The sequence below is a fragment of the Aeribacillus sp. FSL W8-0870 genome (genome assembly GCF_037963755.1).
Classification (GTDB): Bacteria; Bacillota; Bacilli; order Bacillales; family Aeribacillaceae; genus Aeribacillus; species Aeribacillus composti.
In genome coordinates this window covers 492,157-516,104 of record NZ_CP150165.1, presented here as the reverse complement: position 1 = coordinate 516,104, position 23,948 = coordinate 492,157, and the positions used below count along the sequence as shown (strand labels likewise).

Here is a 23,948-nt window from a genome sequence, read left to right as displayed (position 1 = left end):
GCTCCTTTTAAACATCCATCGTTTCAAAATTTACTTTTGTCTTCAAAATTTTCATAAAGGAGTTCTTTCTTTGCTCATGAATTGCTGCTTCCTCCTTCAACAAAACTTCATTCCATCGTTCCGTTTCTGGCAATTGTGCATTGTAAGCTGCATCGACCACAGCCAAATGGTATGCTAATTCCGGCTCATGTCCTTTTAATATGCCGAAGCCGATATACCCGCTAATTTCCACTTTACATTCTGTTACAAAAACTTCTCCTAAGTAGAACAAACTGTTCTTTGCCGTTTCCCGAACTTTTACCATTACTAAACCGTTGTTCGGCTTTTCAATCGTTTTTACCTCATACTTAGCTAAAATTTGTTGTGCCAATGTGGCGGCAACGTTCTTATTTCCGTTGATTAAAATTTCTGTTCTTCGCCTTCTTTCCATTTCCGCCCCTCCATCATGATTTTTTGCTTCCGTTGATTTAAGCATATCTTGTTGCCAAGTGGAAAAAATTTAAAAAAAAGTAAATTCTATTAATTTTTTGCAAACGCATTTTTAAGAAAATGTTAATGAGCACACAAAAAAAGAGAGATTCCTTGAATGAATCTCTCTGCTGCTTTCAATCCAAAATCGAAAGCATATAAAAACAAGAAGAGAAAAACGCATGTTTTCCTCTACTTGTTGGATTTTAGGGACTTATCGGACATACCCAAAAGCAAAAGTTTTTTATATAACAAAGTTAAAGCAATCACTCCGATAAAAAATTTCTGTATGTTCAAGCACCGTTCCGGTTTTTTTATCGATACATCCTGTCTCCAACACTAAAAGCGGAATTAAACTGGTGCATTCAAGAATTTCCCATAGGAATTTAGTCGGAAATAAAACCTTTAACACGCTTGACTTCGATTCAAATTCAGTGAAGCCTTTCTTTTGATAATAATCAAACATGGACGTGATTTCCTTGCCATACAAATCAATATCATCAAATACGGATTTCGCCACGTAGGAAATATGCAAGGCAATTGGTCGATTATTGACAATGCGCAGCCTGCCTATTTTAAATACTCGATCCGTTTCCTCAGCACCGAGAGAATGAAAGATTGCTTTATTATAGCCGATTTCTTCGCAAAAAATGTTTTTCGATCGGAAATGGTGCCCAAGTCTAATCATTTTCCTGCTGAAGCTTTCATCCCCGGAAAGAACAAGCGGAATCTGCATTTGCCGATCTTTTACATAGCTGCCCTTTCCTTGTCTTGAATAAATATATCCCATCTCCTGAAGCCTTTCGTATACTTTGCGGATTGTCATTCGCGGAACGTTAAAATAGTCAGCAAGCTCATTTTCGGATGGTAATTTATCATTGGCCCCATACCTGCCAGAATGAATATCTGATATGATTTTATCAATGATCTCCATTTCTTCTGCCATCTGCATTCTACCCCGCTTTGAAATTGACCTGCTATTTTTTCACACGGCAGTTCAAAAACTGCGCTTTGAAAAATATTTTTTGCTACACTTTCTATTGGTTACATTCAGTATAGTTTAAGTAACTGGAACTGTCCAAGCCCATTTTATAGTCTATAGAGGATCCAACTGCTAATTTGCTTTAGATGCTGATAAATAAAGTTTTGCTGCATTATATTAATCTAATTTGCGAAGATGCTTGCTAATCGACGGCTGACTTATGTCAAACACTTCAAGAAGCTTGCAAACGCAATGTGTAAAACCCTCCTGGAAAGCATTAAGAACGTTTCAATCGAGTTGAAATACGTTCCTTCCATCCATGTTCCATAAAATTCCTTTCTGTTTCTTGTGTAGAGCCGGATCAGTTTTGGAAAATATGAATCAAAAAATACTAAAATTTTCAAGCTCTTTACTAAACCCATTCTATTTAACCCTTATCGGTAAAGGTATTGATCAGTTTTCATCATTTTATTCCACAACTTATCACTATTCTTGAAACAACTTTACTTGATAGTTTTTTATTTCGTTCACCTCTTTGCATATTTTCATATCCAGTATGGTCAACGAATGATTCTATTAGCAAAGAAGCAAAAACTTGAAATAGTTTTTATAAAATATGGTGTTAAAATATTCTGAATTGTTGTATTATTATTTTAACAGCTAGCAAAAAAAGACAACAATGTTTCCAAAATGACGCACTTTTTTCTGTAAAAACCAAGAAGGAGGAATCGAAATGGGGGAGGCCGGGAAAGGAGCGGTTATGGAGACGTCCATTGATCACTTGTTGGTTGAAAAGCTTTCAGATCCGCGAACGATGGAGCAGCTAATCCACTTGCTTGATAAGCTGGAGAATGTAACGTTCCTTTTGGATATGCTGGAAAATTTCCTTCAACGCGGACCGGAATTTGCTGATTCGATCAATGAACTTGTCGTTCTTTTGCGACAAAGCATATCTAGACCAGAATATGTTACGCGTTTTGAGAATGCTTTAACCGCGTTGCATAAAATGCAAGAATTCCTCGATTCTCCGCAAGTTCAAGAGCTGATCAAGTCCGATGTTTTGGACGTGCGCTCGGTGCAAGTAATTGGAAAGGTGTCGCGTTCATTGTATCAAGCCTCTAAAGAAGCAGCGGAAACGGGAACAAAACGTGTGGGAATTATTGGTCTGATGCGGACATTAAGCGATCCGGAAGTACAGCCTGCACTTAATTTCGTCCTTAATTTTGCACGAAACTTATCGAAGGAGATCAGCGATGCATGAGTTGTCTATTGCCCAAAGCTTAGTTGAATTGGCGGCAGAAGCGGCGGAAAATTCGGGAATAAAGAAAGTTAAAGCGCTGTTTTTAAAGCTTGGAGTATTATCAGGTGTCGTAAAAGAAGCCTTAGAATTTTCTTTTGATGTGGTTGTTCAGGGAACTTCTTTGGAAGGGGCTAAACTTATTATTGAAGATGTCCCCGTGACCATTTTCTGTCCCAACTGCCAAGAAGAACGGATTTTGCCTGAACCGCTTCCTATGCGCTGTCCTACGTGCGGCACAAAAACTGGCCAAGTCCTTGCGGGACGAGAGATGGAATTGTACGCTTTGGAAGGTGGAGAAGAAAATGCATGATTTGACCTTGAATCCTCGAATTGTTGAAATTCGCCAGAATGTTTTGAAGAAAAATGATCTCCTTGCTAGAGAATTAAGAAAGCGGTTTCAAAACGTGGGCGTTTATGTCGTCAATCTCGTTTCCAGTCCTGGAGCGGGAAAAACGACGCTGCTTACAGAAGTGCTTACCCGCCTTGGCAAACGCTATCGAACAGCCGCTTTAGTTGGCGATTTAGCAACTGAAAACGACGCGGACCGCTTGCGGCAAAGTGGAGCAAAAGTGCGCCAAATTACTACTGGCACAGTTTGCCATCTGGAAGCGGAAATGATTGAGCGAACGTTGCAAGATTGGGAGTTGGAAACATTTGATTTCCTTTTTATCGAAAATGTTGGAAATCTCGTCTGTCCCGCAAGTTATGACTTGGGAGAAAACCAGCGTGTAGTTCTTTTTTCCGTGACAGAGGGCGAGGATAAACCGGTAAAATATCCGACTATTGTCAACAGTGCTGATACGGCGATTATCACAAAAATTGATTTAGCGGAAGCGGTAGATTTTCAGCGAAAACGATTTTATGAAGCATTGAATGAGGTGCGCCCAGGCATTCGCATTCACGAAGTTTCTGCTCGCACAGGAGAAGGAATTGACGAATGGATTTCACAGCTGGAAGCGGATAAATCAGCATTTATTCATTCGTCCGGCTCTCTATAAGCAAAATTTTAGATGAATAGAACGCTGCGAAAGACTATGATTTTGAGTCGTTTGGTTGAAATAGAAAACGATTTGAATCAAGCCGACAAGTCGCCAAACACCAGTGAGACATCTAAACAGGAGAGCGTCTATACGAAGATGTATTTTAAAATATCAGAACCTTCTGACTTTCGTTGCGCAAAGGTATTGAAATTGAAAAATCTTGCCCAAAACTTTTTGGAGGTGGAGAAAATGGTGAATCTCCTTTGGATGCACGGCGGTGCGTGCAATGGAAACACTCAATCATTTTTAAATGCGGAAGAGCCAACGGTCATTGATTTAGTAACCGATTTTGGCATTAACATTTTGTATCACCATTCTTTGTCGATGGAGTTCGGTGAGCAAGTTCGCCGCCTTTATGAGCAAATTCTCAATGACGAAATCCCACTGGATATCTTGGTGGTAGAAGGGACAATTATTCAGGGACCTGACGGAACAGGGCACTATGATATGCTTATGGACCGTCCGAAAAAAAACTGGATTTGGGATTTCGCCCATAAAGCGCAATACGTTGTCGCAATCGGTGATTGTGCGTGCTGGGGTGGAATTCCGGCGACAAAACCGAATCCGTCTGAATCGATTGGTCTTCAATATATGAAAGAAGAACGCGGGGGATTTCTTGGTACACAGTTCCGTTCGAAAGGTGGACTCCCAGTCATTAACATTCCTGGTTGTCCGGCTCATCCCGACTGGGTGACGCAAATTCTTGTAGCCATTGCTACTGGCCGTTTGGAAGATGTTGTTTTAGACGATCTTCAACGTCCGCAAACGTTCTTTAAAACGTTTACCCAAACGGGCTGTACGCGTGTGCAGTATTTCGAGTGGAAAGAGCCGGTGGAAGAGTTCGGACAAGGTACGCGAAAAGGATGTCTCTTTTATGAGCAAGGCTGTCGAGGTCCAATGACTCATTCGCCATGCAACCGCATTCTTTGGAACCGTCAATCTTCCAAAACTCGGGCAGGAATGCCTTGTATTGGCTGTACGGAGCCTCAGTTCCCGTTCTTTGACCTAGCACCTGGAACAGTATTTAAAACGCAAAAAGTTCTCGGCTCAATTCCAAAAGAAGTACCACAAGGCACCGATCCGCTCAGCTACTCTGTGAATGCGGCATTGGCACGTGCTGTGGCGCCGAAATGGGCGAAAGAAGATATGTTTGTTCCGTGATATTAACGAAATTCGGATTTTTGTCATCAAGATGAAGTGGAATCAGATATGAGTGAAGCACCAATAAACCGTTTGTGATGTTACTTAACGGAAAAAGTGACATCTCCACAAAGACGTGAAGCTTGTTCCATGATCATGATCATTAATGAAAATCACGACTTTTGTCATCAGCATCTAGTGGGAACCGAACATAGGTGAAGCACGAATAAGCCGTTTGTTGATGTTGCTTAACGAAAAAAGTGACCGCCTCGTCTACACATAGGCGTGAAGAAACTTATTTTGTACGTTTGAAATCGACGATTTCCATTTGCTGTGATTCGGATGTCTTTTAATGGAAACCATTTTAGAAACGAGGTGCCTAAAGAACATGAAAAAGCAAGAGGCTATTGTAAAAACAAACAAACTGGAAATTAAAGTACATTCCCTCGGTCGTGTAGAAGGAGATTTGGATGTAAAAGTAGCCATTGATGATGGCGTTGTTGTAGATGCTTGGACAGAAGCAACAATGTTCCGCGGTTTCGAGATGATTTTAAAAGGAAAAGATCCGCAGGCCGGTTTGATTGTTACTCCTCGGATCTGCGGCATTTGCGGCGGCAGCCATCTCACGAAAGCAGTTTATGCGCTCGATACGGCTTGGGGAACGGAAGTACCGCCGAATGCTACGCTCATCCGCAATATTGCTCAAGCGGCGGAAACGATTCAAAGCATTCCGCGTTGGTTTTATGCTTTGTTCGCAATTGGTTTAACACATCGACATTACGCTTCTTCTAAGCTGTACGATGAAGTGGTTCGCCGTTGGGCTCCTTTTGAGGGAGAGCATTATGAGATTGGCGTCACTGTTTCAGCTAAGCCGGTGGAAATTTACGCGATCTTTGGCGGACAATGGCCACATTCCAGCTTCATGGTTCCGGGAGGCGTTGTCAGCTCGCCGACATTGTCCGATATTACTCGCTCTATCTCGATTTTGGAATATTATCGGGAAAACTGGCTGGAGAAAGTTCTTCTTGGTTGTTCCGCTGAACGCTGGCTGGAAAACAAGACTTGGAACGATGTTCTTGCATGGCTGGATGAGAAGCCGGAGCATCGCAATTCTGATCTTGGCTTATTCATTCGCTATAGCATGGAAATCGGATTGGACAAATACGGAGCGGGGCCGGGGCGCTATTTAGCCACTGGAAGCTTTTTTAACCCGCAGCAATACCGCTATCCGACGATTGAAGGACGCAACGCAGCGCTGATTTCCCGTTCGGGAATATTTGATGGGGAAAACTTCCATGATTTTGATCAAGCACGGATACGCGAGGATCATACCCATTCTTTCTATCGCGGCAGCGGTTCTTACCACCCGTTTGAAGGAGTAACCGATCCGGTGGATCCGATCGAAGGGCAAAAAGAAGGAAAATATACGTTTGCTAAAGCACCGCGGTATGATATTCCAGGCATCGGAGAAACTCCTCTGGAGGTAGGTCCGTTGGCCCGCCAAGTAATTGCTGGCCGCTCTGGTGCTGAGGAGTGGCAAGATTATGATCCTCTCTTTTTGAACTTGATTAAAGAAATCGGGCCAAGTTCGATGGTGCGTGTGTTGGCTCGCCTTCACGAAGCCGCGAAATATTATTTGCGCATGAAGAAGTGGCTGAAGCAAATCGATTTAAACGAAAAATTTTATATCAAGCCGAAAGAATTGCCTGAAGGACGCGGATTCGGAGCTACGGAAGCAGCCCGCGGCGCTTTGGCTGACTGGATTCAAATTAAAGATGGAAAAATTGAAAATTATCAAGTCGTCACTCCGACAGCATGGAACATTGGACCGCGTGATCGTCACGGTCAGCGCGGACCTATCGAAACAGCGATGATCGGCGTACCTATTAAGAATCCTGAAGATCCGGTCGAATTGGCTCATATTGCTCAAAGCTATGATTCATGCCTTGTTTGCACCGTTCATGCTTATGATGCCAAGTCACATAAAGAGTTAGCCAAATATAAAGTGATAAATATATGCTGATATCTCTAATATGCAACTTTAAGTGACGTGTTTTTCTGCAGTGCAAGCATATCAGCAGACGTTTCATATACAACTGTAAAACTAATAGTCTAGTAAAACAGACAAAGAATGGTAATGGGAACGGTACGCCTGCAGAAGGAGGAATTTTGTATGAACGTTATGATTATTGGATGTGGCAATTTGCTGCGAAGTGATGATGGGGCGGGACCCATGTTGATCCGCAAATTGTGGGAACATGGGGTCCCACCGGGAGTCCGTTTGGCTGATGGCGGAACTGCTGGCATGGATGTAGCTTTTCAAATCGGGGATGCAGAGGAGCTGATTCTAGTAGATGCCTGTAAATCAGGAGATGAACCGGGCACGATTTTTGAAATTCCAGGTGAAGAGGTGGAAACTCCTCCGCTAAAAGATGTTAATCTTCACGATTTCCGCTGGGATCATGCGATTGCCTTAGGCCGATGGCTTTTAAAAAGCCGCTTCCCGAAGAAAGTGACCGTTTTCCTGATCGAAGCCGAAAACATATCGTACGGATTTGGATTGTCTCGAACGGTGGACAATGCCTTAGATCGTTTAGCGGATGAGCTGCTTCAGCGCTTAGGAGGGAAAAAAAGTGAAGCTTGAACTGACACCAACTGGCTATCTTCATATTCCCGCCGAAGAAACGGTGCGGTTTCCTACAGGAACAGCCATCGTTTTAATACGTGACGAAGAACTGTGGGTGATGCCGGTAAGTCATTTAGGAGCGGGCGGATTACTGTTAAAACTGCGCAATTCTCGTGGAGATCGAAGCATGTTTGTCCAAGAAATTTTGCCCGAAGGTGTGCAGCCGGGAATTCGTGACGCTGTATGGGATGAACGATATGGAGCGCTTCGCATACCACTTTTTTGTTCCTGTGCGATGTCGGAGAAGTAAAAGTATATAAGCCGCTTCATCCCTTGACTTGAATGGTCATAATGAAGAAAAAATTTTGGACCTGGCCGACAGGACGATAAGATGATATCCATACTAAATGAAACGAAAGTGAGTAATTGCACAATAATCGATAGTACGTTAGAACATGCCGATCTTAGTTATTTAGAGGTTTCGTTGTCTTTCCAATTACAGTTTTTAAAAGGGGGAATAACAGTGCTGCAGCCACAGCCAATCGGTGTTTTTCCTGGAGCGGCAGGTTTTTTTCTTCTACCACCTGTTCCAAATGCAGATCAATTCATATCCCTTCTTCTCCGCGGACATTTTCCTGATCGTTGGCCGGAGAACTGGCGTTTTTTCGCTGCGGCGATTGAGGGAAAAAGCGAAGACGAGGTGCTAACATTATTGCCGGAAGGACCAGAAGCTGCTTATAACCGTTTTATTTTGGATCCACAAACATATACATACACTTTAGCCAAAGAAGTGCTCCCAGACGATTTCTCCTTGCTTTTGGATGCAGCGGCGTGGCGCCTGAAACTGTTTGAAACTCCCCCACCGCTTGGCGATGCGTCAGGAGAAATACGGGCGTTTTTATTGGCGACTCAAGCGTACGACGCGTTTCAACAAAAGGATTGGCCGACTGGGCTTTCGCTTCTTTCCGAAGCCGCCGCTACAGTAGAAAACGTGTCACCAGTTTTTTCCGCTCGCCTTTACGCGGAATATGCGGCGACAAAACAAATGCTTGGTGATTGCGGGAAGGAAACAGTAGAAGGATACCGGAAAGCCCTCTCTCTTTTAGAAACGTCTTCCTTTCAGGAAGCCCGGGCTGAACTGTGGTTTCAATTAGGCACAGTACATCAAACTGGCGCCGATGGACGGAAAGGTTCTCTTCTAGAGGCAGTCAGATGTTATCATGAAGCACTAAAAGTATATCGGAAAGACACTTATCCAGAAGAGTATGCTACCGTTCATATGAATCTTGCTTTAGCGTATTTAGCCATTCCGTCTTTAGACCGCAGCGCCTATTTGCGCACAGCGACAGCGATCCAGTCATTAAGAGAGTCTTTACGCATTTTTAAAAAAGATAAACACCCTGAGCTTTGGGCAAGCGCCACGGTCAATCTAGCCAATGCGCTGCAACATGTAAAATCCTCTCATCTTGAAGATAACCTTTGGGAAGCAGTAGCTCTTTATGAAGATGTGCTCGAAGTACGCCGCTCTAAAGACGATCCAATAGCATATGCCCGCGTTTTAGCTAATCAAGGGAATGCGTTGGCACATCTAGGTGCGTTTTCCCGAGCGGTACCTCGGTTGGAAGAGGCCAGTCAATTGTTTCGTAAATATGGAGAGCATGAGGCAGCGAGTGCCATCGAAGACGTATTAGCGGAAATTGCCCTTAAGCGGAAGCAAGCAGCAGTCAATGAAAAAATGGAACAGTAAAATGTGCGAAAGAAAGGAAGGATTGCATGAATCCCCACGAACAGCAATACTTTAATCTTTTGTTGGGTATGGCGGTTGACCGTTTTTGTGAACGTATCATCCAGCGCAATGAAGGAGCTCAAAAAGCGCTGGAACGGCTTCGCGCAAATCCTCAAAGTGAGGGAATTTGGCTGAACGAATTTGTGGACGCTTTCTTTCGCGATGCCCTTCTTGATAATCCAGCGGGCTCTTGCCTCATTTTGCAGGCTTTAGCCAATCATCGCGTCAATGATTTTACTAACATTGTTGACCGTAATACGGTTGAAGAAATGCTGCAGGAGATGGCCAAACAAACATTTGCCGCTTTATTATATCGGAAAATCGAAGAAGCTCTGGAGCAAACATTGGCTTTTGGAGGTGAGTGATCATGAAAGTTCAGCAGGAAGAGGATTTTCAAGCTTTGGCTGGACGGGTGGATCGCGTGCTGGACTCGATAAAGGGTCTGCCAGAAGACGCTCGGATGAAAGCAATGGAATTGAAAAAAGCCATTGAAGCCTTTCACGAACATGCTCTTAGAAAACTCGTTCGCACGTTTCGTGAAACGGAGGCGGGAAAAGAATTGCTGCTGAAAGCTGCAGAAGACCCTTCTATTTATGCGATGTTTTTGATGCACGGAATCATTAAACAAGATTTATTTACCCGTACCGCCGCCGCGTTAGAAGAAGTGCGTCCTTATATGCGTTCCCACGGAGGTGGCGTGGAGCTAGTTAAAGTGGAAGGAAATACAGTTTATGTCCGCCTTCAAGGAGCTTGTTCCGGTTGCTCGCTATCCGCTATGACGTTGAAAAATGGGATTGAGGAAGCAATTAAAGCCCGCGTTCCAGAAATTGAATATGTTGTCATGGTCGAAGAGGAAGTGACCTCCGGCTACATGCCATTTCACGCTATGAATGATACTGGAAATTTAGAACAAAACGGATGGGTGCAAGGTCCATCCGCTTCGGAACTGGAAGAAGGGAGTCCTGTTCGCTTTTCGCATGAGGAGCTCGATGTTTTGCTGGTTCGCTCAGAAGGAAAAGTAATGGCATTTCGCAATCAATGCCCTCATATGGGGATGTCTCTTGACGGAGGACTGGTGGACAACTCTATTATTACTTGTCCATGGCACGGCTTCCGTTTTGATTTATCCACCGGGGAATGCATGACGGCACCTCACGTGCAGCTAGAACCCTTTCCAGTTCGGGTAGAGGATGAAAAAATATGGATACGATTAAGTTAACCGCATATCCCGAACGGTGGTTAGGGGGATCGGCCCCAGGCGGTCTTGTGCTGCCCCCTGCCCATCCAAACAGGATTCATCTTTATGCACCAAGGGGAGTATATGTAGACGATGATATTGTAGTAGCGGCCGACAGCGGCAACCATCGCGTACTCATTTGGTACAGTTGGCCGGAAAATGATCATGCGCCAGCTGACATCGTGTTAGGTCAGCCTGATTTTGAAACAGAAGGACCAAAACTGTTTCATCTCCCAACTGGCGTTGCGGTCATTGAAGGAAAGCTATTTGTCGCAGATGCTTGGCACCATCGTCTGCTCATTTGGGAAACATTGCCGAAAATAAATAACCAGCCTCCCGATTATGTCTTGGGACAAGAGGATCTGTCAGGGACATCCCCGAATCGAGGAGGAAAAGTTAGTCCGACTGGATTTTATTGGCCATATAATTTTGCATACATTGATGAATGGTTTTATGTAGCGGATACGGGGAATCGCCGAGTTTTAGGATGGAAAGGTTTACCGGAAGATGGGCGTGTTCCTGATGTCATTCTTGGTCAACCGAATGGTTATGTAAACAGTGAGAATAGGGGAAAAGGCGTAGGAACGGATACGTATCGCTGGCCTCACGCTCTTGCCGGCGACGGAAATACGTTATACGTTGCTGATGCGGGCAATCACCGCATTCTTGGTTATACGCCGCCTCCAGAGACGGACCGCCCAGCTGAGTTAGTTCTCGGTCAACAAGATTTTACTCAGTCATTTGAACTTCCCCATGTACCGCAAGGACCCCGGCGCTTCCGGTTTCCTTACGGGATCGCACAATACGACAATTTGCTAGCGGTGGCTGACACGGCAAACAACCGCATCCTTCTTTTTACTGAGTCGCCGCGAAAAGGAGCGTATCATCCTGCTTCGTATGTTATTGGCCAAGCAGATTTCGAAGGAATGGGAGAAAATCGCTGGAAAGCCGTAACAAGGGATTCACTTTGCTGGCCGTACGGGATTTGGTGTCATCAAAATCGTCTGGCAATTGCTGATTCAGGAAATAACCGCGTCATCATTTGGCGCCTTAAATTTACATGATTGTTCTAAAGAATCTCTAACAAAAGTTTCAGTGTTCGAATGAACTTCTAGTTTTCTTTACGGACAATAACATATCTAAATTTTCACATTTATTGCAAATCGGGGGGAGCGATTCATCCATGTGTTTAGCTATTCCAGGCCAAATTGTAGAAATGTTAGATGGTGACCGCCATTATGCTGTGGTGAATGTTTGCGGTGTGCGCCGCAAAATTAACATTGACTTATTAAAAAATGAACATCTCCTTCTTGGAGATTGGGTGCTTATTCATGTGGGATTTGCGATGAGCAAAATCAGTGAAGAACAAGCAAATGAACAATTGAATTTGCTAAGCATGTTAAATGAATCGGATGAAGCGATCGAGGAAGTACAAGGTTACCAATTTGATAACGAAAAAGTTTAAACATGTTAATACACAGCGCTGGAGACTTAAGGCAACAAAAGGCATATGATTGGTCAATCAAAACCCGTTCCGAAAAAGACGATATGCATGCAGGCAGTCGTTGTTGATCTAATTTTAGGAGGTGCAGTTTAATGACGACGATGAAATATGTTGACGAGTTTCGCAATCCGGAATTAATCCGCAAAATATCGGAAGAAATCCACCGTCTCGTCGATCCAGATTATCACTATCGTTTTATGGAGGTTTGCGGAGGACATACCTTTTCGATTTTTCGATTTGGATTGCAGAATCTGCTGCCTGAAAACATTGAGCTTGTCCATGGACCGGGATGCCCTGTCTGTATTCTTCCAATGGGACGTATGGACAATGGACTTTCGATTGCCAAGCAGCAGAACGTCATTTTTACCGCATTCGGTGATGTAATGCGCGTTCCTGGGAAACATGGAACGCCTCTCGAACTAAAAGCTAAAGGGGCTGATATACGTATGGTGTACTCCCCTTTAGATGCTTTAAACATAGCGATGAAGAATCCTGACCGGCAAGTTGTGCTGTTCGCGATTGGCTTTGAAACTACCGCCCCATCAACAGCATTGACGCTCATGCGCGCACGTGAATTGGATGTGCCCAATTTCTCTGTATTTTCCAATCACGTCCTAATTATACCGGCAATGCAGGCAATATTGGATTCTCCGGATATGCGCATTGATGGGTTTATCGGACCTGGTCATGTTTCATCTGTAATCGGCGCCCGTCCTTATGAAAGCATCGCAAAAAAATACCAAAAACCGATAATTATCTCCGGTTTTGAACCGCTCGATTTACTGCAATCGATCCTCATGCTTGTAAAACAAATGCGCGAGGGGCGGTTTGAAGTAGAAAATCAATATAGCCGCGTCGTTCCTTACGAAGGAAATATGTCTGCACTTGATGTAATGAAAGAAGTTTTTGAAGTCCGCTCTCTTTTTGAATGGAGGGGACTTGGGGCTATTCAGCAGTCTGCGCTCAAATTGCGGCCTGAATTCGCCAAGTGGGATGCGGAAGTTCGTTTCCAAGTCGAGGGATCTCGTGTGAGTGATCCGCAAATGGCGCCTTGCGGACAAGTATTAAAAGGTATATTGAAGCCGCATCAATGTCAGCTGTTTGGCAAAGAATGCACTCCGGAACATCCGGTGGGAGCTCTTATGGTGTCGTCAGAAGGGGCATGCGCCGCCTATTATCATTACGTTCATTTGCAAGAAGCAGTGGGTGAATAAAAAAAGAGGAAATTATATAGATTGTTTTCCCTGTTAGGTGAAATACAATGCGTTTCGATTTCGGGCAGTGGCAGGGTTCATCAGCTTACTTTCAGACGTTATATGATTTGGGAGACGCTCACTGAACTTCTTAATTAATCGTTGCATCAGGAAGAAAGGAAGGAACAAGCATGAAGACAGCCAAAGTGAATTTTACTGATTCTTATATCGAATTGGCTCATGGCGCTGGTGGGAAAGCCAGCAGAAGACTGATCGAAGGACTGTTGGTTCCCTATATGATGGGGGACAAGCCAGCAGAATTAAATGATGCGGCATATGTTGAGACAAATGGGAGCCGATTGGCGTTTACTGCAGACAGCTTTGTTGTCAATCCACTCGTCTTCCCAGGGGGATCTATCGGCGAACTTGCCGTCAATGGGACTATAAACGACTTGGCGATGGGAGGAGCAAAGCCGTTGGCTTTGGTGACAACACTTATTATCGAAGCGGGATTGACAACGTCGGAGTTGGAACGGGAGGTGGCGGCTATCGCCAAGGCAGCTCAACGTGTCGGAGTGCCTGTGGTCGGGGGAGATACGAAAGTAGTGGAGCACGGAAAAGCGGACGGTCTGTACATCACGACAGCCGGTATCGGCCTTACCGATCCGCGCGTTTCTCTTTCGTCCAGAAACGTTCAACCGGGTGATCATGTCATTTTGTCTGGTGCAATTGGTGATCATGGGATTACCGTTCTCTTGGCTAGAGGGGAGTTGGATTTAGAAGCTGACCTTACTTCCGATACTCGGGCGGTTTGGCCGTTCGTATCGGCACTTATTGAGGCGGCGGCGCCGGGGCTTAGATGGCTGCGCGATCCAACCCGAGGCGGTGTAGCTACGGCATTAAACGAATTGGCAAGAGACGCTCAAGTAGCTGTTATACTCGATGAAGAGGCAATTCCAGTTCGCCCGGCAGTGCGCGGTGCCTGCGAAATTTTAGGATTGGATCCCCTTCATATTGCCAATGAAGGGCAGTTTCTTGCCGTCATTTCGCCTGAATACGCCGATATCGCATTAAAAACACTTAGAAGCATGCCGGGCGGGGAGAATGCGAAGCGCATTGGTGAAATACAAGCAGAGCCAAAAAAAGCAGTTTTAGCACGTTCTCAATATGGAGGTACACGCTTGATCGATATGCTGATTGGCGATCCGTTGCCTCGCATCTGTTAATCAATCATGAAAATGCTTAATAATAAATCATCTCTTTGGAGGATGAGAAATAATGCTGGAGCTTTATGGTGCGAAAGGATGTCCTTACACGAAGGAATTGCGGGAAAGTTTATTATGGGACGGAAAAGAATTTGTCGAGTATGATGTCGAAGAAGACAAAGCGGCATTGAAGCAGCTTGTTGTTTTGACGGGAGGAGGTACTGTTCCAGTCTTAGTAGAAGACGGGCAGGTCATTCAAATAGGAGTTTCCGGCCGCGGATGCATGGTTGCATTACCGTCCGCAAAGGAGGAGAAGCCGTTTTCTTAAACGGGCGCCCCCTCTCTTCTCTTTAGGTAAGATACGTGCAAAATAAACGGATACATCTCTAGGAAAGTGGAATATGTCGGCATGAAAAGTTCTGTTATGTATACGCCTTCAGTTCAGAATGCGAGAACAAAGCTAAATGCCAGCGCATTAAGTTCAACGGACAATGTTTTCTTATTCAAAGTTCGGACGGTCCACTGAGCTCTATTTATCTGTTCGAAAGCTCCAAAATCTCTCGTTTTATAACGAAAGCAGGTGATTCATCATGAAAATAGCGCAGCGTATTTGCATATATGGTGTTGTGCAAGGGGTCGGTTTTCGTCCTTTTGTCTTTCGTAAAGCAAAGCGGTGGAAGCTCAGCGGATGGGTGCGCAATGGAGAAAGCGGCGTGGAGATTCATGTGGAAGGGGACGCAGATGCCATTCAACAATTTGTTCAAGAAATTACAGATCGATACCCTTCCTCAGCTAAAATAACCAATTTGGAAATTAAAGATGCGCCTTTACAAGAAGCAGCTGATTTCGAAATTTTGGCCAGCACGCTCCATAATCGGCCGACAGTGCAAATTCCTGCTGATCTTGCGGTTTGTCCGAAATGCTTGTCAGAATTGTTTGATCCAGCTAACCGCCGATTCCTTTATCCATACATCAATTGCACGGATTGCGGTCCACGATATACGGTCATTGAGCGGCTGCCGTATGACCGGCCTTATACGACAATGCATATGTGGTCTATGTGTCCGGCTTGTTCAGTGGAATATTATGATCCGGCGGATCGACGGTTTCATGCGCAGCCAACTGCTTGCCCCGATTGCGGTCCTCATTATCATGTGCAGGGACAGGATGGAGAAATACATGGTGATGAAAAAGCAATCAAAAAAACGGCCGAGCTCCTTCGTTCTGGGCGCATCGTTGCGATCAAGGGGCTTGGCGGCTATCTTTTGGCGTGTGATGCTGAAAACGAAGAAGCGGTATGGGAGCTTAGAAGGCGGAAGCGACGCGGGGAAAAGCCGTTTGCCTTAATGGTAAAAGATCTCGAGACAGCAAGGTCGTTTATCGATATATGTGCGGAAGAAGAAAATCTCCTTACATCTTCCGCCCGACCCATCGTGTTGGCACAGGCTCGCCGATTGCTGCCGGGAGTAGCTCCTGATAATTCCGATTTAGGAGTAATGCTTCCATACACCCCTCTCCATCATTTGCTGTTTCATTTCGACGCACCAGAAGTGCTTGTAATGACAAGTGCTAACCGTTCCAGTGAACCGATCATCTATGATGATGAAGAAGCGATCAAGGCACTTGAAGGCATCGCGGACGCATGGCTTATTGGGGAGCGCCCTATTGCCCGCCGCGTCGATGATTCCGTCGTTCGCGTCAGCCCATTTGGCCCTACTGTACTTCGGCGGGCGCGGGGGTATGCGCCGCTTCCTGCTGCCCAATTGCCCAGTGATCGGCCTGTTCTTGCGGTTGGAGCTGACCTAAAAAATACCATTACATTAGTGGTCAACGGACAGGCGATCATGAGCCAACATTTAGGAGATTTAATGAAATACGAAGCATATATGTCATTTGAGCAAACGGTCCATGATCTTTTGTCGATGTATGATGTTCGATTGCAAGAAACGATTGTGGCGTACGATCTTCATCCCGACTACCAATCTACCGCCTTTGCCCACAATCTAGAAGCTTATCAACATATTGGCATCCAGCACCACCGCGCTCATGTGGCGTCCGTGCTGGCGGAGCGAAATGCATTGGACAAACGGGTGATCGGAGTGACGTTTGATGGAACAGGTTTTGGCGACGATGGAGCGATCTGGGGCGGCGAGCTGTTTGTCGGAAGCGCTGCGGAAGGTCTAAAACGGCGCGGACATCTTCGTTACGCCATGCTTCCTGGCGGAGATGCGGCGGCACGCATGCCGCTTCAAGCGCTGGCTGGTTTCTTTGTGGATGATCCGAAATGGGCAATAAATGTCGGCAAGCAGCTTTCGTTTCCTGAACGATTTTTCACGGCAGTGAAGATGGTAGAGAAACAATTGCGCACCTTTCCAACAACGTCCGTCGGCCGTTTGTTTGATGCAGCAGCGGCCCTTTTAGGATTTACCGGTCCTATCTCTTTTGAAGGACAGGCAGCCATTTGGCTGGAGCATTTAGCACGTACAGCTCCATTAGAGAAGGTATATTCTTTCCCGTGGAATGGAAAAGAGCTAGACTACCGTCCTTTTTTAAAGGAAATGGCAGAAGACCGTCTAAAAGGAAAAGATGCAGCGGTGATTGCTCGCGCATTTCATCGAAGCGTCGCAGAAGGCATATTTAGAAGTGTTCGTTCTTTAGGAGCGGCCTATGAAATTGACACAGTTGTGTTGTCCGGCGGCGTATTTCAAAATTCGCTTTTGTTAGCTGATTTGAAAGAGTTATTTTTTGAAAGCGATATGCATATCTGGGTCGGTGAAGAAGTTCCGCCTAACGACGGCGGCATTAGTCTCGGGCAGGCAGCGCTTGCAGCTGCAGCGCATTCGAATTTATGAGTCGTTATTGCTTTAAAAGCTGTAAATATTGGTCTATCACTTGCTATGTTTTAATTGTTGTACATTCATTTTTTCCATTCAATGTATTGTAGACCGCTGACTCGAATTCGAGGAAGCCCAAGTATGACCCCACATCAATTTATGTTTCATTCTTCGCATCGTCTATTAAAAATTTTTTACAAGACATCTTTCGGCGGCTGCACTTAAAGAAGGAAAATTCCTTTTCCGTCCAATTTGTAAAAATGAATAATAAAAGCAGATTCATCAAGGGCTGCTATGCCAAAAATGTGCAGAAAAGCTGTTCAGGCTGCTGCCCTAAACGGATGAATCTGCTTCTTATCTATTTATCTTCCTTTTGCATTAGACCCGTTTAAACACCCATCGAAATATACTTAACTTCTAAATATTCGTCTATTCCATGGTGTCCCCCTTCTCGGCCTATTCCGCTCTCTTTCACGCCTCCAAATGGCGCTTGGGCGACAGCAGGAATCGAATCGTTCAAACCGACGATGCCAAATTCCAATGCTTCCGAAACTCTAACGGACCGAGAACAGACTCAATAGAAGGTCTTCCGTTATCCGGGCAATACAAATCCTTAACCTTTTCAGTGATATATGTATTGATCTATTTTTCGTAAAAGGTGATCTTCCGGTACAAGTTCCTCAATACAACAAATTTATATTCATTTTAACTCTCTTTATTTGTAGTTCATATGGTTATTATCCTAACTAATATTATAATAAATTAACACGGTAAACTGATAAAGATTATAAATAAAAATAATGGCTGTCGAAGTTTCTCGACAGCCTGAGGATAAGGAATTTTCTCCCTTGTCCTTTTCCTCTTCGAGCAGTGCCAGACATCACTTATACTGCTTGTTTTTGGATGTCAGCTCTAGGTTTTTCTCGTTTGACAAGTAACATAAAGAAAGCAAACACAAGTAAGCCGCTTAAGAAATACAACCCGGCACTTGTTCCTCCCGTCAAATCTTTCAATGCTCCTACTGCATATGGACCGATAAAACCGCCAAGATTGCCAATCGAATTTACTACAGCTATCCCAACAGCTGCTTTTGCTGGATTAAGCATTGTTGTAGGCAGCGCCCAAAAAGGACCTTTATAACAATACATGCCTGTAAGTGATAAAGTGATGAATAACATGCCCAATACAGGTTGGAGTGTTACTCCAGCGCCTATCAATGTTATTGCCCCTACCAAGAGCGGCAAGGCAGCATGAAGCCATCTTTCTCCTTTGCGGTCAGAGCGGGCTGACCACCAGTTCATGGCAATAGTAGCAACAATATAAGGAATGGTAGCAATTAGACCAATTTGTGTATTAGATAAAGACGCTGACATTCCATCAATAATCTGCGGCATCCAGTAACTGACACCAAGAGTACCGGCAATATAAACAAAATAAATAATGGCAAAGTACCACACTTTTGCATCACGAAGAGCTTCTATATGTCCGCTATGCTTTGCAGAACCCTTTTTGCCATCTGCTTCTTTTACTCTTTCCTTTTCCAATTCAGCAATTAGCCAATTCTTTTCTTCTTCGGTGAGCCATTTTGCATCCTCTGGTTTATCCGCTAAATAAAATAGGGTCACGATCCCAAAAATCACAGCCGGAGCACCTTCAATTAAAAACATCCAGCGCCAGCCTTCAACATTGAACCAATGAATGTTGTCCATAATCCATGTCGAAAGTGGAGCACCGATAATATATGATACAGGAATCGCACTCATTAACATGGCAATGGTTTTTGCGTGATCTTTTGCCCTAAACCAATATGTTAAGTACAAAACAATTCCCGGGAAAAAGCCAGCTTCTGCAACACCGAGCAAAAATCTAATAATGTAAAGATGACTTGCTTCCTGTACAAACCCAGTCGCCATCGATATAATTCCCCATGTAATGAGGATTCGCGCAATCCAGACACGGGCGCCAAACTTCTCCATCAAAATATTACTTGGTACTTCAAAAAGAAAATAGCCGATAAAGAATATACCAGTTGCCAGACCGAAAACCTGGCTGGTCAAACCAAGGGCATCATTCATCTCCAAAGCGGCATAACCAATGTTAGCCCGGTCCAAATACGAAATAATATAAAGGAAAAATACAAATGGAATAATCCTCCTTGTTACTTTTCGCACTGTTTGCTTTTCCAAAGATACTGCGTCATTCACCATACCCACTCCCCCTAAATTTAAAATGAATATAGAAAAAACTGTATAGATTGAATGAAGTAAATGTTCCGAAAATTATTGAAACGACGTTACTTCACTTTATTTACAATTAGGAATCAACACATCTTAAATTTCACAGGCTGAAGGCCAAAAATCTTATAAAAATGTAAGTGTTTACATTTTCAGGCTAATATAAAGGTTCCCCATCTTGTGTTGGATCCTAATGTAAATAACATGTTCTAATAATTTGTTATTTGTAATACAAATTAGTAATACAAATTTCGTTGTATGTCTTGTGTTTTTTATTTTTTTTGTTTATTATAATCATAAAATAACGTGTTGTAAATTAAAAATTCAAAAAAATCACTGAAAAATTATTATAAATTTGTTATATAAATCAACAAATTTGTTATACAAATATAGTTCATTCCCTATTTTTAGAACTACGAAAGGAGAGGGAGTCATGGCCAAAAAAGAAAAAGTTTCGCAAATGATATCTCGTGAATTATTGAAACAAATTGAAATCGGAAAATTTCCACCAGGCTCTAAGCTGCCGACAGAAATGGAGTTGGCTGCTCAATTCGGTGTAAGTAGAGTACCTATTCGCGAGGCTTTAAGTATGCTGCGTGCAGCAGGTGTCATTTCCTCGCGTCAAGGCGGCGGGAGTTATGTAGAAGAATCAACAAATTCATCATTATTACAGCGTATTCGAATTGAGAGCGATGATGTGGACAGCATTAAATATTTATTTGAAATGAGAAAAATTTTGGAGCCGGAAGCAGCATATTTAGCAGCACTCCGACGTACACCTGAACAGCTAGAGCAAATGAAACGAATTTTAAAAACAATGGAAAATGAATCTTTAGAAGAAGGAGACATTTCAACAGAGGCCGATATCGAATTCCATCGTTCGATTATTTTGGCTACACATAATCCAGTTTTAATTCAAACACTTGAAAATCTATCCTCTCTTTATGAAAAAACATTAAAGATTACGTTGCGACCTAACGTGGAGTTAAAACAAAAACGAAAAGCTGTATATCAAGAACATTACAATATTTTACAAGCAATCGAAGCAGAAGAACCGGACCTCGCCAAAATCCAATGTCTCATCCATTTAAAAAATGCTGAGAAAAAATTAAGTCTGCTTTTAAGAGATTATACGATATAGAAAATTGGAAAGTGAGAGATTCATATGAAGGTAGTTACACCGAGTCATATTGAAGAGATTAAATCAATAGTTAAAGCCGGTAAAGTACTCACTGATGAGAGCGACCGTTTCAGCTATTCATTCGACGGCTCTTTCGGAACATTTCTGCCGGATGTGGTCATTCAAACAAAGAGCGTGGAAGAATTAGCATCCCTTGTGAAGCTTGCCAATCGCGAGAAAATCCCAGTTTATCCTCGCGGTCAAGCCACATCATTAAGCGGTGGCCCGCTGCCTGTCAAAGGCGGTATGGTATTGGATTTATCGGTATTAGATGATGTACTTGAAATTCATGAAGAAGACTTAATCGCCGTTGTATCCCCGGGAGTATTAACAGCGGATATTCACAAAGCAGCCGAGAAAAAAGGATTAATGTATCCTCCAGATCCAAGCAGTTCACATGTGTCTACTATTGGCGGAAATTTAGCTGAGAACTCTGGAGGTCCAAGAGGATTAAAATACGGAGTAACGAAAGATTATGTGATTGGTTTGGAGGTTATCACTCCTGAGGGTGAAATCATTCATACTGGCGGACGCACTGTAAAAAATGTAACCGGTTATGATTTAACAAAACTCATTGTCGGATCAGAAGGAACCTTAGGCATCATTACAAAAGCAATTTTGCGCCTTCTTCCAAAGCCGCCCGCTTCCGAAACCATTATGGCGGTATTTGACAGCCTTGTTGATGCGGGAAGCGCCATTTCAAAAATTTTATCGTCAGGTATTTTGCCTGCCAAAATGGAGTTAATGGATCAAGCTTCGATTGTGGCGGTCGAAAATTACGAGCCTTTAGGGCTACCTGTAGATGCAGAAGCGATTATTCTCATTGAGCTCGACGGCCATCCTTTAGCTTTAAAGGATGAGATCAAACAAGCAGCGGAACTATGTTATCTTGTCGGAGCAAGAGCTGTTCGCATTCCAAAAAATGAAGCGGAAAAAGCGGAGATCTGGAAAGCTCGAAAGCTGGTATCTCCGGCTATCGTACGTATAAAACCGACCAAAATTTCAGAAGATGCCACCGTACCACGAAGCAAAATACCTCAAATGTGCGCAAGATTGCAGGAAATTCGAGATAAATATAATATTCACCTCGTCGTATTCGGTCACGCAGGTGATGGCAACCTGCATCCAAACATTATTTGCGACAAAAACGACAAAGAAGAAATGCGCCGCGTAGAACAAGCTGTCGCTGAAATTTTCACAGCAGCAGTTGAACTTGGCGGAACGCTTTCAGGCGAACACGGCATCGGAACTATGAAGGCTCCTTTTATGGAAATGGAATTAGGACCAGTCGGTCTGGATATGATGAAGCGGATTAAAAAAGTTTGGGATCCAAATAACATCATGAATCCAGGAAAAATTTTCCCCGAAAAGGGGCAGAAATTGGAGTTGAGTTAACATGAAAGAATCTCTTGAAGAACTAAGGGAAGAATTTCAATATAATAAAACGAACAGCTGTGTACAGTGCGGTTATTGTCTGCCCGTCTGCCCGACATATGTAACTACGCGAATAGAAACACATTCACCGCGCGGACGTATTAATTTAGTCAAAATGGTTGGCGAAGGAAAAATCACGGATCTATCAGTGCTTGAAGAGCCGTTGGATTTATGCCTTGGATGCCGGGCTTGTGAAACGGCTTGTCCGACTGGAGTGGAATATGGTTCCATCCTTGAATCAGCAAGGGCTGCACTTGTGAAACGCAAGAAATTTAAAGCTCCTGTTCGTCTGCTGAGAAAGACAATGTTTCAGAACGTATTCCCTAGTAAAACAGCCATGAATGTGATCGGCAATACGTTTTGGCTTTATGAGAAAAGCGGATTGCAAAAAGCGATGCGCAAAACTGGTATTATGAAAAAGCTGCCTTATCATTTAGGTGAATTCGAAGCGACAATGTCTCAGGCAGTTTCACCAGCAGAGCGTAAACAAGCTCCTTCCAAAGCGAAAGCAAAAGGTGAAAAAAAATATACAGTTGCATTTTTCACCGGATGTATCATGGATGCTATGTTCCATCGCATCAACCGGTTGTCTGTACAGCTGCTTGCAGAAGCGGGTTGTGATGTCATTGTCATTCCTAATCAGACATGCTGCGGCGCACTGCATGCGCACTCTGGTGAAATAGAGGAAGCCAAGCGTCTCGCAAAACAAAACATCGCCGCATTTGAACAAGAGAACGTTGATTTTATTGTGAATAATGCCGGAGGATGCGGAGCTATGCTGCATGAATATGACCACCTGCTCGCAGATGATCCAGAATGGGCTGATAGAGCGGCTGCGTTCACTGCAAAATCAAGAGATATCAGCCAAGTGCTAGTCGCTTGCGGCGGACTGCCTAATCTTCGGTCAAATCCGGAAGAACGAGTCACATATCAGCCTTCGTGTCATATGACCAATGTTCAAAAAGTGACTGAGGAGCCTTTAAACCTTCTAAAAAGTATTTCAGGAATTAATTTTGTTGAGATGGAGCAAGCAAACATGTGCTGCGGTTCAGCAGGAATCTATAATATTATTAACTATGATGCCTCAATGGACATCCTTGATGAGAAAATGAAGCATACGAAAGCGACCGGAGCATCAGTCGTGATTACGACCAACCCAGGATGTCTCATACAGATGAAGCTTGGTATCGAACGCGAAAAACTGTCTGATTCTGTGCGGGCATTGCATCTAGTCGAATATTTGGCCGAAGCTGCCGGAATTTCATAAATTTTGCTTACACTTATGATGGATACGTGTTTATTGTACATTTGATAGAAGCATTAAAAATGACATTCCGCACCTGAAAGGAAAACTTCCATCTTTTTTTCAGGTGCGTTTTTTAAAAGTTTTCACTTATCATTTAATTCCTTTTTAATCAACTTCTTCCACCTTCATTCTTTTTTCGATAATTTCCATCGATCATCTATTTTACCTGCTCCGACACACGGATGGAAAGGAAAGATTATAGCCAGTCTCAAGTTCAAATAACCCTTTTGATTGTTAGCCGGTGTAATCAAGTCAGCCGGAAAAGAATTCGATCCGCTAATACAATCGGATTTTCTTCACGCTGAAAATCTCCAAAATGTGTCCAGTTAAATTGAATTGGACGATGTTTCAGAGCAACGTTTTTCGTATTGGCATAGAGAATCTGTCTGTAAAAGTAAGAAAATGAAGCTTTATATGACGTTTTATTAATGTTTCTGTTTATTCATATAGGTTTGTAAATTCCGCATATCCGAGAACAG

The 23,948-nt window shown here is 43.6% G+C and carries 22 protein-coding genes and 2 pseudogenes; 19 read left to right on the top strand and 5 right to left on the bottom strand.

Annotated features, from left to right (window positions below):
• Positions 1-7: 7 nt before the first annotated feature.
• The 3 genes and pseudogenes from phnG to NSU02_RS02665 form a co-directional block, all read right to left on the bottom strand.
• The gene (phnG, locus tag NSU02_RS02675) at positions 8-430 is read right to left on the bottom strand and encodes a phosphonate C-P lyase system protein PhnG (RefSeq protein WP_144598232.1); all 423 of its coding nucleotides are present in this window, start codon (positions 428-430) and stop codon (positions 8-10) included.
• A gap of 282 nt (positions 431-712) precedes the next feature.
• Complete coding sequence (locus NSU02_RS02670; RefSeq protein ID WP_117017256.1) at positions 713-1,414, bottom strand: GntR family transcriptional regulator; 702 nt, start codon at positions 1,412-1,414, stop codon at positions 713-715.
• Positions 1,415-1,627: 213 nt separating this feature from the next.
• Positions 1,628-1,688 (bottom strand): annotated as a pseudogene (locus NSU02_RS02665) (ArsR family transcriptional regulator); the annotation flags it as partial.
• 495 nt (positions 1,689-2,183) lie between these two features.
• On the opposite strand from NSU02_RS02665, the gene NSU02_RS02660 reads away from it, so the two are divergent.
• From NSU02_RS02660 to hypF, 16 genes are all read left to right on the top strand, one after another.
• The gene (locus tag NSU02_RS02660) at positions 2,184-2,711 is read left to right on the top strand and encodes a DUF1641 domain-containing protein (protein ID WP_063387608.1); all 528 of its coding nucleotides are present in this window, start codon (positions 2,184-2,186) and stop codon (positions 2,709-2,711) included.
• Positions 2,704-3,060: a hydrogenase maturation nickel metallochaperone HypA gene (hypA, locus tag NSU02_RS02655; protein WP_063387609.1), complete on the top strand. Its 357-nt coding sequence runs from the start codon at positions 2,704-2,706 to the stop codon at positions 3,058-3,060. The genes NSU02_RS02660 and hypA overlap by 8 nt, the downstream gene beginning before the upstream one ends.
• Entirely contained in the window at positions 3,053-3,748 is a 696-nt protein-coding gene (gene hypB, locus NSU02_RS02650; RefSeq protein WP_063387610.1) for a hydrogenase nickel incorporation protein HypB, read from the top strand. Before hypA ends, hypB begins: the two co-directional genes overlap by 8 nt.
• A gap of 42 nt (positions 3,749-3,790) precedes the next feature.
• Positions 3,791-4,951 carry a hydrogenase gene (locus tag NSU02_RS02645; protein ID WP_339194123.1) on the top strand — a complete coding sequence of 387 codons (1,161 nt, stop codon included), beginning with the start codon at positions 3,791-3,793 and terminating at the stop codon, positions 4,949-4,951.
• Between the two features lie 367 nt (positions 4,952-5,318).
• Positions 5,319-6,953 (top strand): nickel-dependent hydrogenase large subunit, encoded by a 1,635-nt coding sequence (locus NSU02_RS02640; protein ID WP_339194122.1) that lies wholly within the window; start codon positions 5,319-5,321, stop codon positions 6,951-6,953.
• A gap of 150 nt (positions 6,954-7,103) precedes the next feature.
• Positions 7,104-7,574 (top strand): hydrogenase maturation protease, encoded by a 471-nt coding sequence (locus NSU02_RS02635; protein WP_063387612.1) that lies wholly within the window; start codon positions 7,104-7,106, stop codon positions 7,572-7,574.
• Complete coding sequence (locus NSU02_RS02630) at positions 7,564-7,866, top strand: hydrogenase maturation protease (protein WP_130156516.1); 303 nt, start codon at positions 7,564-7,566, stop codon at positions 7,864-7,866. Before NSU02_RS02635 ends, NSU02_RS02630 begins: the two co-directional genes overlap by 11 nt.
• 81 nt (positions 7,867-7,947) lie before the next feature.
• Positions 7,948-9,303, top strand: a complete 1,356-nt coding sequence (locus tag NSU02_RS02625) for a tetratricopeptide repeat protein (RefSeq protein WP_339194119.1) — start codon at positions 7,948-7,950, stop codon at positions 9,301-9,303.
• A gap of 26 nt (positions 9,304-9,329) precedes the next feature.
• Positions 9,330-9,707 carry a hypothetical protein gene (locus tag NSU02_RS02620; RefSeq protein WP_327873438.1) on the top strand — a complete coding sequence of 126 codons (378 nt, stop codon included), beginning with the start codon at positions 9,330-9,332 and terminating at the stop codon, positions 9,705-9,707.
• 2 nt (positions 9,708-9,709) lie between these two features.
• Positions 9,710-10,561 carry a NifU family protein gene (locus NSU02_RS02615; RefSeq protein ID WP_339194117.1) on the top strand — a complete coding sequence of 284 codons (852 nt, stop codon included), beginning with the start codon at positions 9,710-9,712 and terminating at the stop codon, positions 10,559-10,561.
• Positions 10,543-11,643, top strand: coding sequence for an NHL repeat-containing protein (locus NSU02_RS02610; protein ID WP_339194115.1), 1,101 nt, complete (start codon positions 10,543-10,545; stop codon positions 11,641-11,643). The genes NSU02_RS02615 and NSU02_RS02610 overlap by 19 nt, the downstream gene beginning before the upstream one ends.
• Before the next feature lie 119 nt (positions 11,644-11,762).
• Entirely contained in the window at positions 11,763-12,044 is a 282-nt protein-coding gene (locus NSU02_RS02605) for a HypC/HybG/HupF family hydrogenase formation chaperone (RefSeq protein ID WP_063387617.1), read from the top strand.
• 131 nt (positions 12,045-12,175) lie between these two features.
• Complete coding sequence (hypD, locus tag NSU02_RS02600) at positions 12,176-13,297, top strand: hydrogenase formation protein HypD (protein ID WP_327873440.1); 1,122 nt, start codon at positions 12,176-12,178, stop codon at positions 13,295-13,297.
• A gap of 170 nt (positions 13,298-13,467) precedes the next feature.
• On the top strand, positions 13,468-14,502 hold the full coding sequence (hypE, locus tag NSU02_RS02595) for a hydrogenase expression/formation protein HypE (RefSeq protein ID WP_327873441.1): 1,035 nt from the start codon (positions 13,468-13,470) through the stop codon (positions 14,500-14,502).
• Positions 14,503-14,554: 52 nt separating this feature from the next.
• The gene (locus tag NSU02_RS02590) at positions 14,555-14,809 is read left to right on the top strand and encodes a Uxx-star family glutaredoxin-like (seleno)protein (protein ID WP_117017262.1); all 255 of its coding nucleotides are present in this window, start codon (positions 14,555-14,557) and stop codon (positions 14,807-14,809) included.
• A gap of 262 nt (positions 14,810-15,071) precedes the next feature.
• Positions 15,072-17,333 (top strand): carbamoyltransferase HypF, encoded by a 2,262-nt coding sequence (hypF, locus tag NSU02_RS02585; protein WP_339194112.1) that lies wholly within the window; start codon positions 15,072-15,074, stop codon positions 17,331-17,333.
• A 370-nt stretch (positions 17,334-17,703) separates the two neighbouring features.
• Here hypF and NSU02_RS02580 read toward each other — a convergent pair.
• Together NSU02_RS02580 and NSU02_RS02575 are read right to left on the bottom strand one after the other, a co-directional pair.
• Positions 17,704-17,883 (bottom strand): annotated as a pseudogene (locus tag NSU02_RS02580) (aldehyde dehydrogenase family protein); the annotation flags it as partial.
• Positions 17,884-18,199: 316 nt separating this feature from the next.
• A complete protein-coding gene (locus tag NSU02_RS02575) occupies positions 18,200-19,522 on the bottom strand; it encodes an MFS transporter (protein WP_339195645.1) in 1,323 nt (440 codons plus the stop codon).
• 460 nt (positions 19,523-19,982) lie between these two features.
• On the opposite strand from NSU02_RS02575, the gene NSU02_RS02570 reads away from it, so the two are divergent.
• The 3 genes from NSU02_RS02570 to NSU02_RS02560 are packed head-to-tail and all read left to right on the top strand — an operon-like array spanning position 19,983 to position 23,430.
• Positions 19,983-20,690, top strand: coding sequence for a FadR/GntR family transcriptional regulator (locus NSU02_RS02570; RefSeq protein ID WP_063387623.1), 708 nt, complete (start codon positions 19,983-19,985; stop codon positions 20,688-20,690).
• A 24-nt stretch (positions 20,691-20,714) separates the two neighbouring features.
• Positions 20,715-22,124, top strand: coding sequence for an FAD-linked oxidase C-terminal domain-containing protein (locus tag NSU02_RS02565; protein WP_339194110.1), 1,410 nt, complete (start codon positions 20,715-20,717; stop codon positions 22,122-22,124).
• A gap of 1 nt (position 22,125) precedes the next feature.
• Positions 22,126-23,430, top strand: coding sequence for a (Fe-S)-binding protein (locus tag NSU02_RS02560; RefSeq protein WP_066248135.1), 1,305 nt, complete (start codon positions 22,126-22,128; stop codon positions 23,428-23,430).
• The last annotated feature ends 518 nt before the right edge of the window (positions 23,431-23,948 follow it).

Excerpts from the sequence above, each read along its gene's own strand:
- phnG (WP_144598232.1), bottom strand. The coding sequence starts at position 430 with ATGGAAAGAAGGCGAAGAACAGAAATTTTAATCAACGGAAATAAGAAC.
- NSU02_RS02670 (WP_117017256.1), bottom strand. The coding sequence starts at position 1,414 with ATGGCAGAAGAAATGGAGATCATTGATAAAATCATATCAGATATTCAT.
- NSU02_RS02660 (WP_063387608.1), top strand. The coding sequence starts at position 2,184 with ATGGGGGAGGCCGGGAAAGGAGCGGTTATGGAGACGTCCATTGATCAC.
- hypA (WP_063387609.1), top strand. The coding sequence starts at position 2,704 with ATGCATGAGTTGTCTATTGCCCAAAGCTTAGTTGAATTGGCGGCAGAA.
- hypB (WP_063387610.1), top strand. The coding sequence starts at position 3,053 with ATGCATGATTTGACCTTGAATCCTCGAATTGTTGAAATTCGCCAGAAT.
- NSU02_RS02640 (WP_339194122.1), top strand. The coding sequence starts at position 5,319 with ATGAAAAAGCAAGAGGCTATTGTAAAAACAAACAAACTGGAAATTAAA.
- NSU02_RS02635 (WP_063387612.1), top strand. The coding sequence starts at position 7,104 with ATGAACGTTATGATTATTGGATGTGGCAATTTGCTGCGAAGTGATGAT.
- NSU02_RS02625 (WP_339194119.1), top strand. The coding sequence starts at position 7,948 with ATGATATCCATACTAAATGAAACGAAAGTGAGTAATTGCACAATAATC.
- NSU02_RS02620 (WP_327873438.1), top strand. The coding sequence starts at position 9,330 with ATGAATCCCCACGAACAGCAATACTTTAATCTTTTGTTGGGTATGGCG.
- NSU02_RS02615 (WP_339194117.1), top strand. The coding sequence starts at position 9,710 with ATGAAAGTTCAGCAGGAAGAGGATTTTCAAGCTTTGGCTGGACGGGTG.
- NSU02_RS02610 (WP_339194115.1), top strand. The coding sequence starts at position 10,543 with ATGGATACGATTAAGTTAACCGCATATCCCGAACGGTGGTTAGGGGGA.
- NSU02_RS02605 (WP_063387617.1), top strand. The coding sequence starts at position 11,763 with ATGTGTTTAGCTATTCCAGGCCAAATTGTAGAAATGTTAGATGGTGAC.
- hypD (WP_327873440.1), top strand. The coding sequence starts at position 12,176 with ATGACGACGATGAAATATGTTGACGAGTTTCGCAATCCGGAATTAATC.
- hypE (WP_327873441.1), top strand. The coding sequence starts at position 13,468 with ATGAAGACAGCCAAAGTGAATTTTACTGATTCTTATATCGAATTGGCT.
- NSU02_RS02590 (WP_117017262.1), top strand. The coding sequence starts at position 14,555 with ATGCTGGAGCTTTATGGTGCGAAAGGATGTCCTTACACGAAGGAATTG.
- hypF (WP_339194112.1), top strand. The coding sequence starts at position 15,072 with ATGAAAATAGCGCAGCGTATTTGCATATATGGTGTTGTGCAAGGGGTC.
- NSU02_RS02575 (WP_339195645.1), bottom strand. The coding sequence starts at position 19,522 with ATGGTGAATGACGCAGTATCTTTGGAAAAGCAAACAGTGCGAAAAGTA.
- NSU02_RS02570 (WP_063387623.1), top strand. The coding sequence starts at position 19,983 with ATGGCCAAAAAAGAAAAAGTTTCGCAAATGATATCTCGTGAATTATTG.
- NSU02_RS02565 (WP_339194110.1), top strand. The coding sequence starts at position 20,715 with ATGAAGGTAGTTACACCGAGTCATATTGAAGAGATTAAATCAATAGTT.
- NSU02_RS02560 (WP_066248135.1), top strand. The coding sequence starts at position 22,126 with ATGAAAGAATCTCTTGAAGAACTAAGGGAAGAATTTCAATATAATAAA.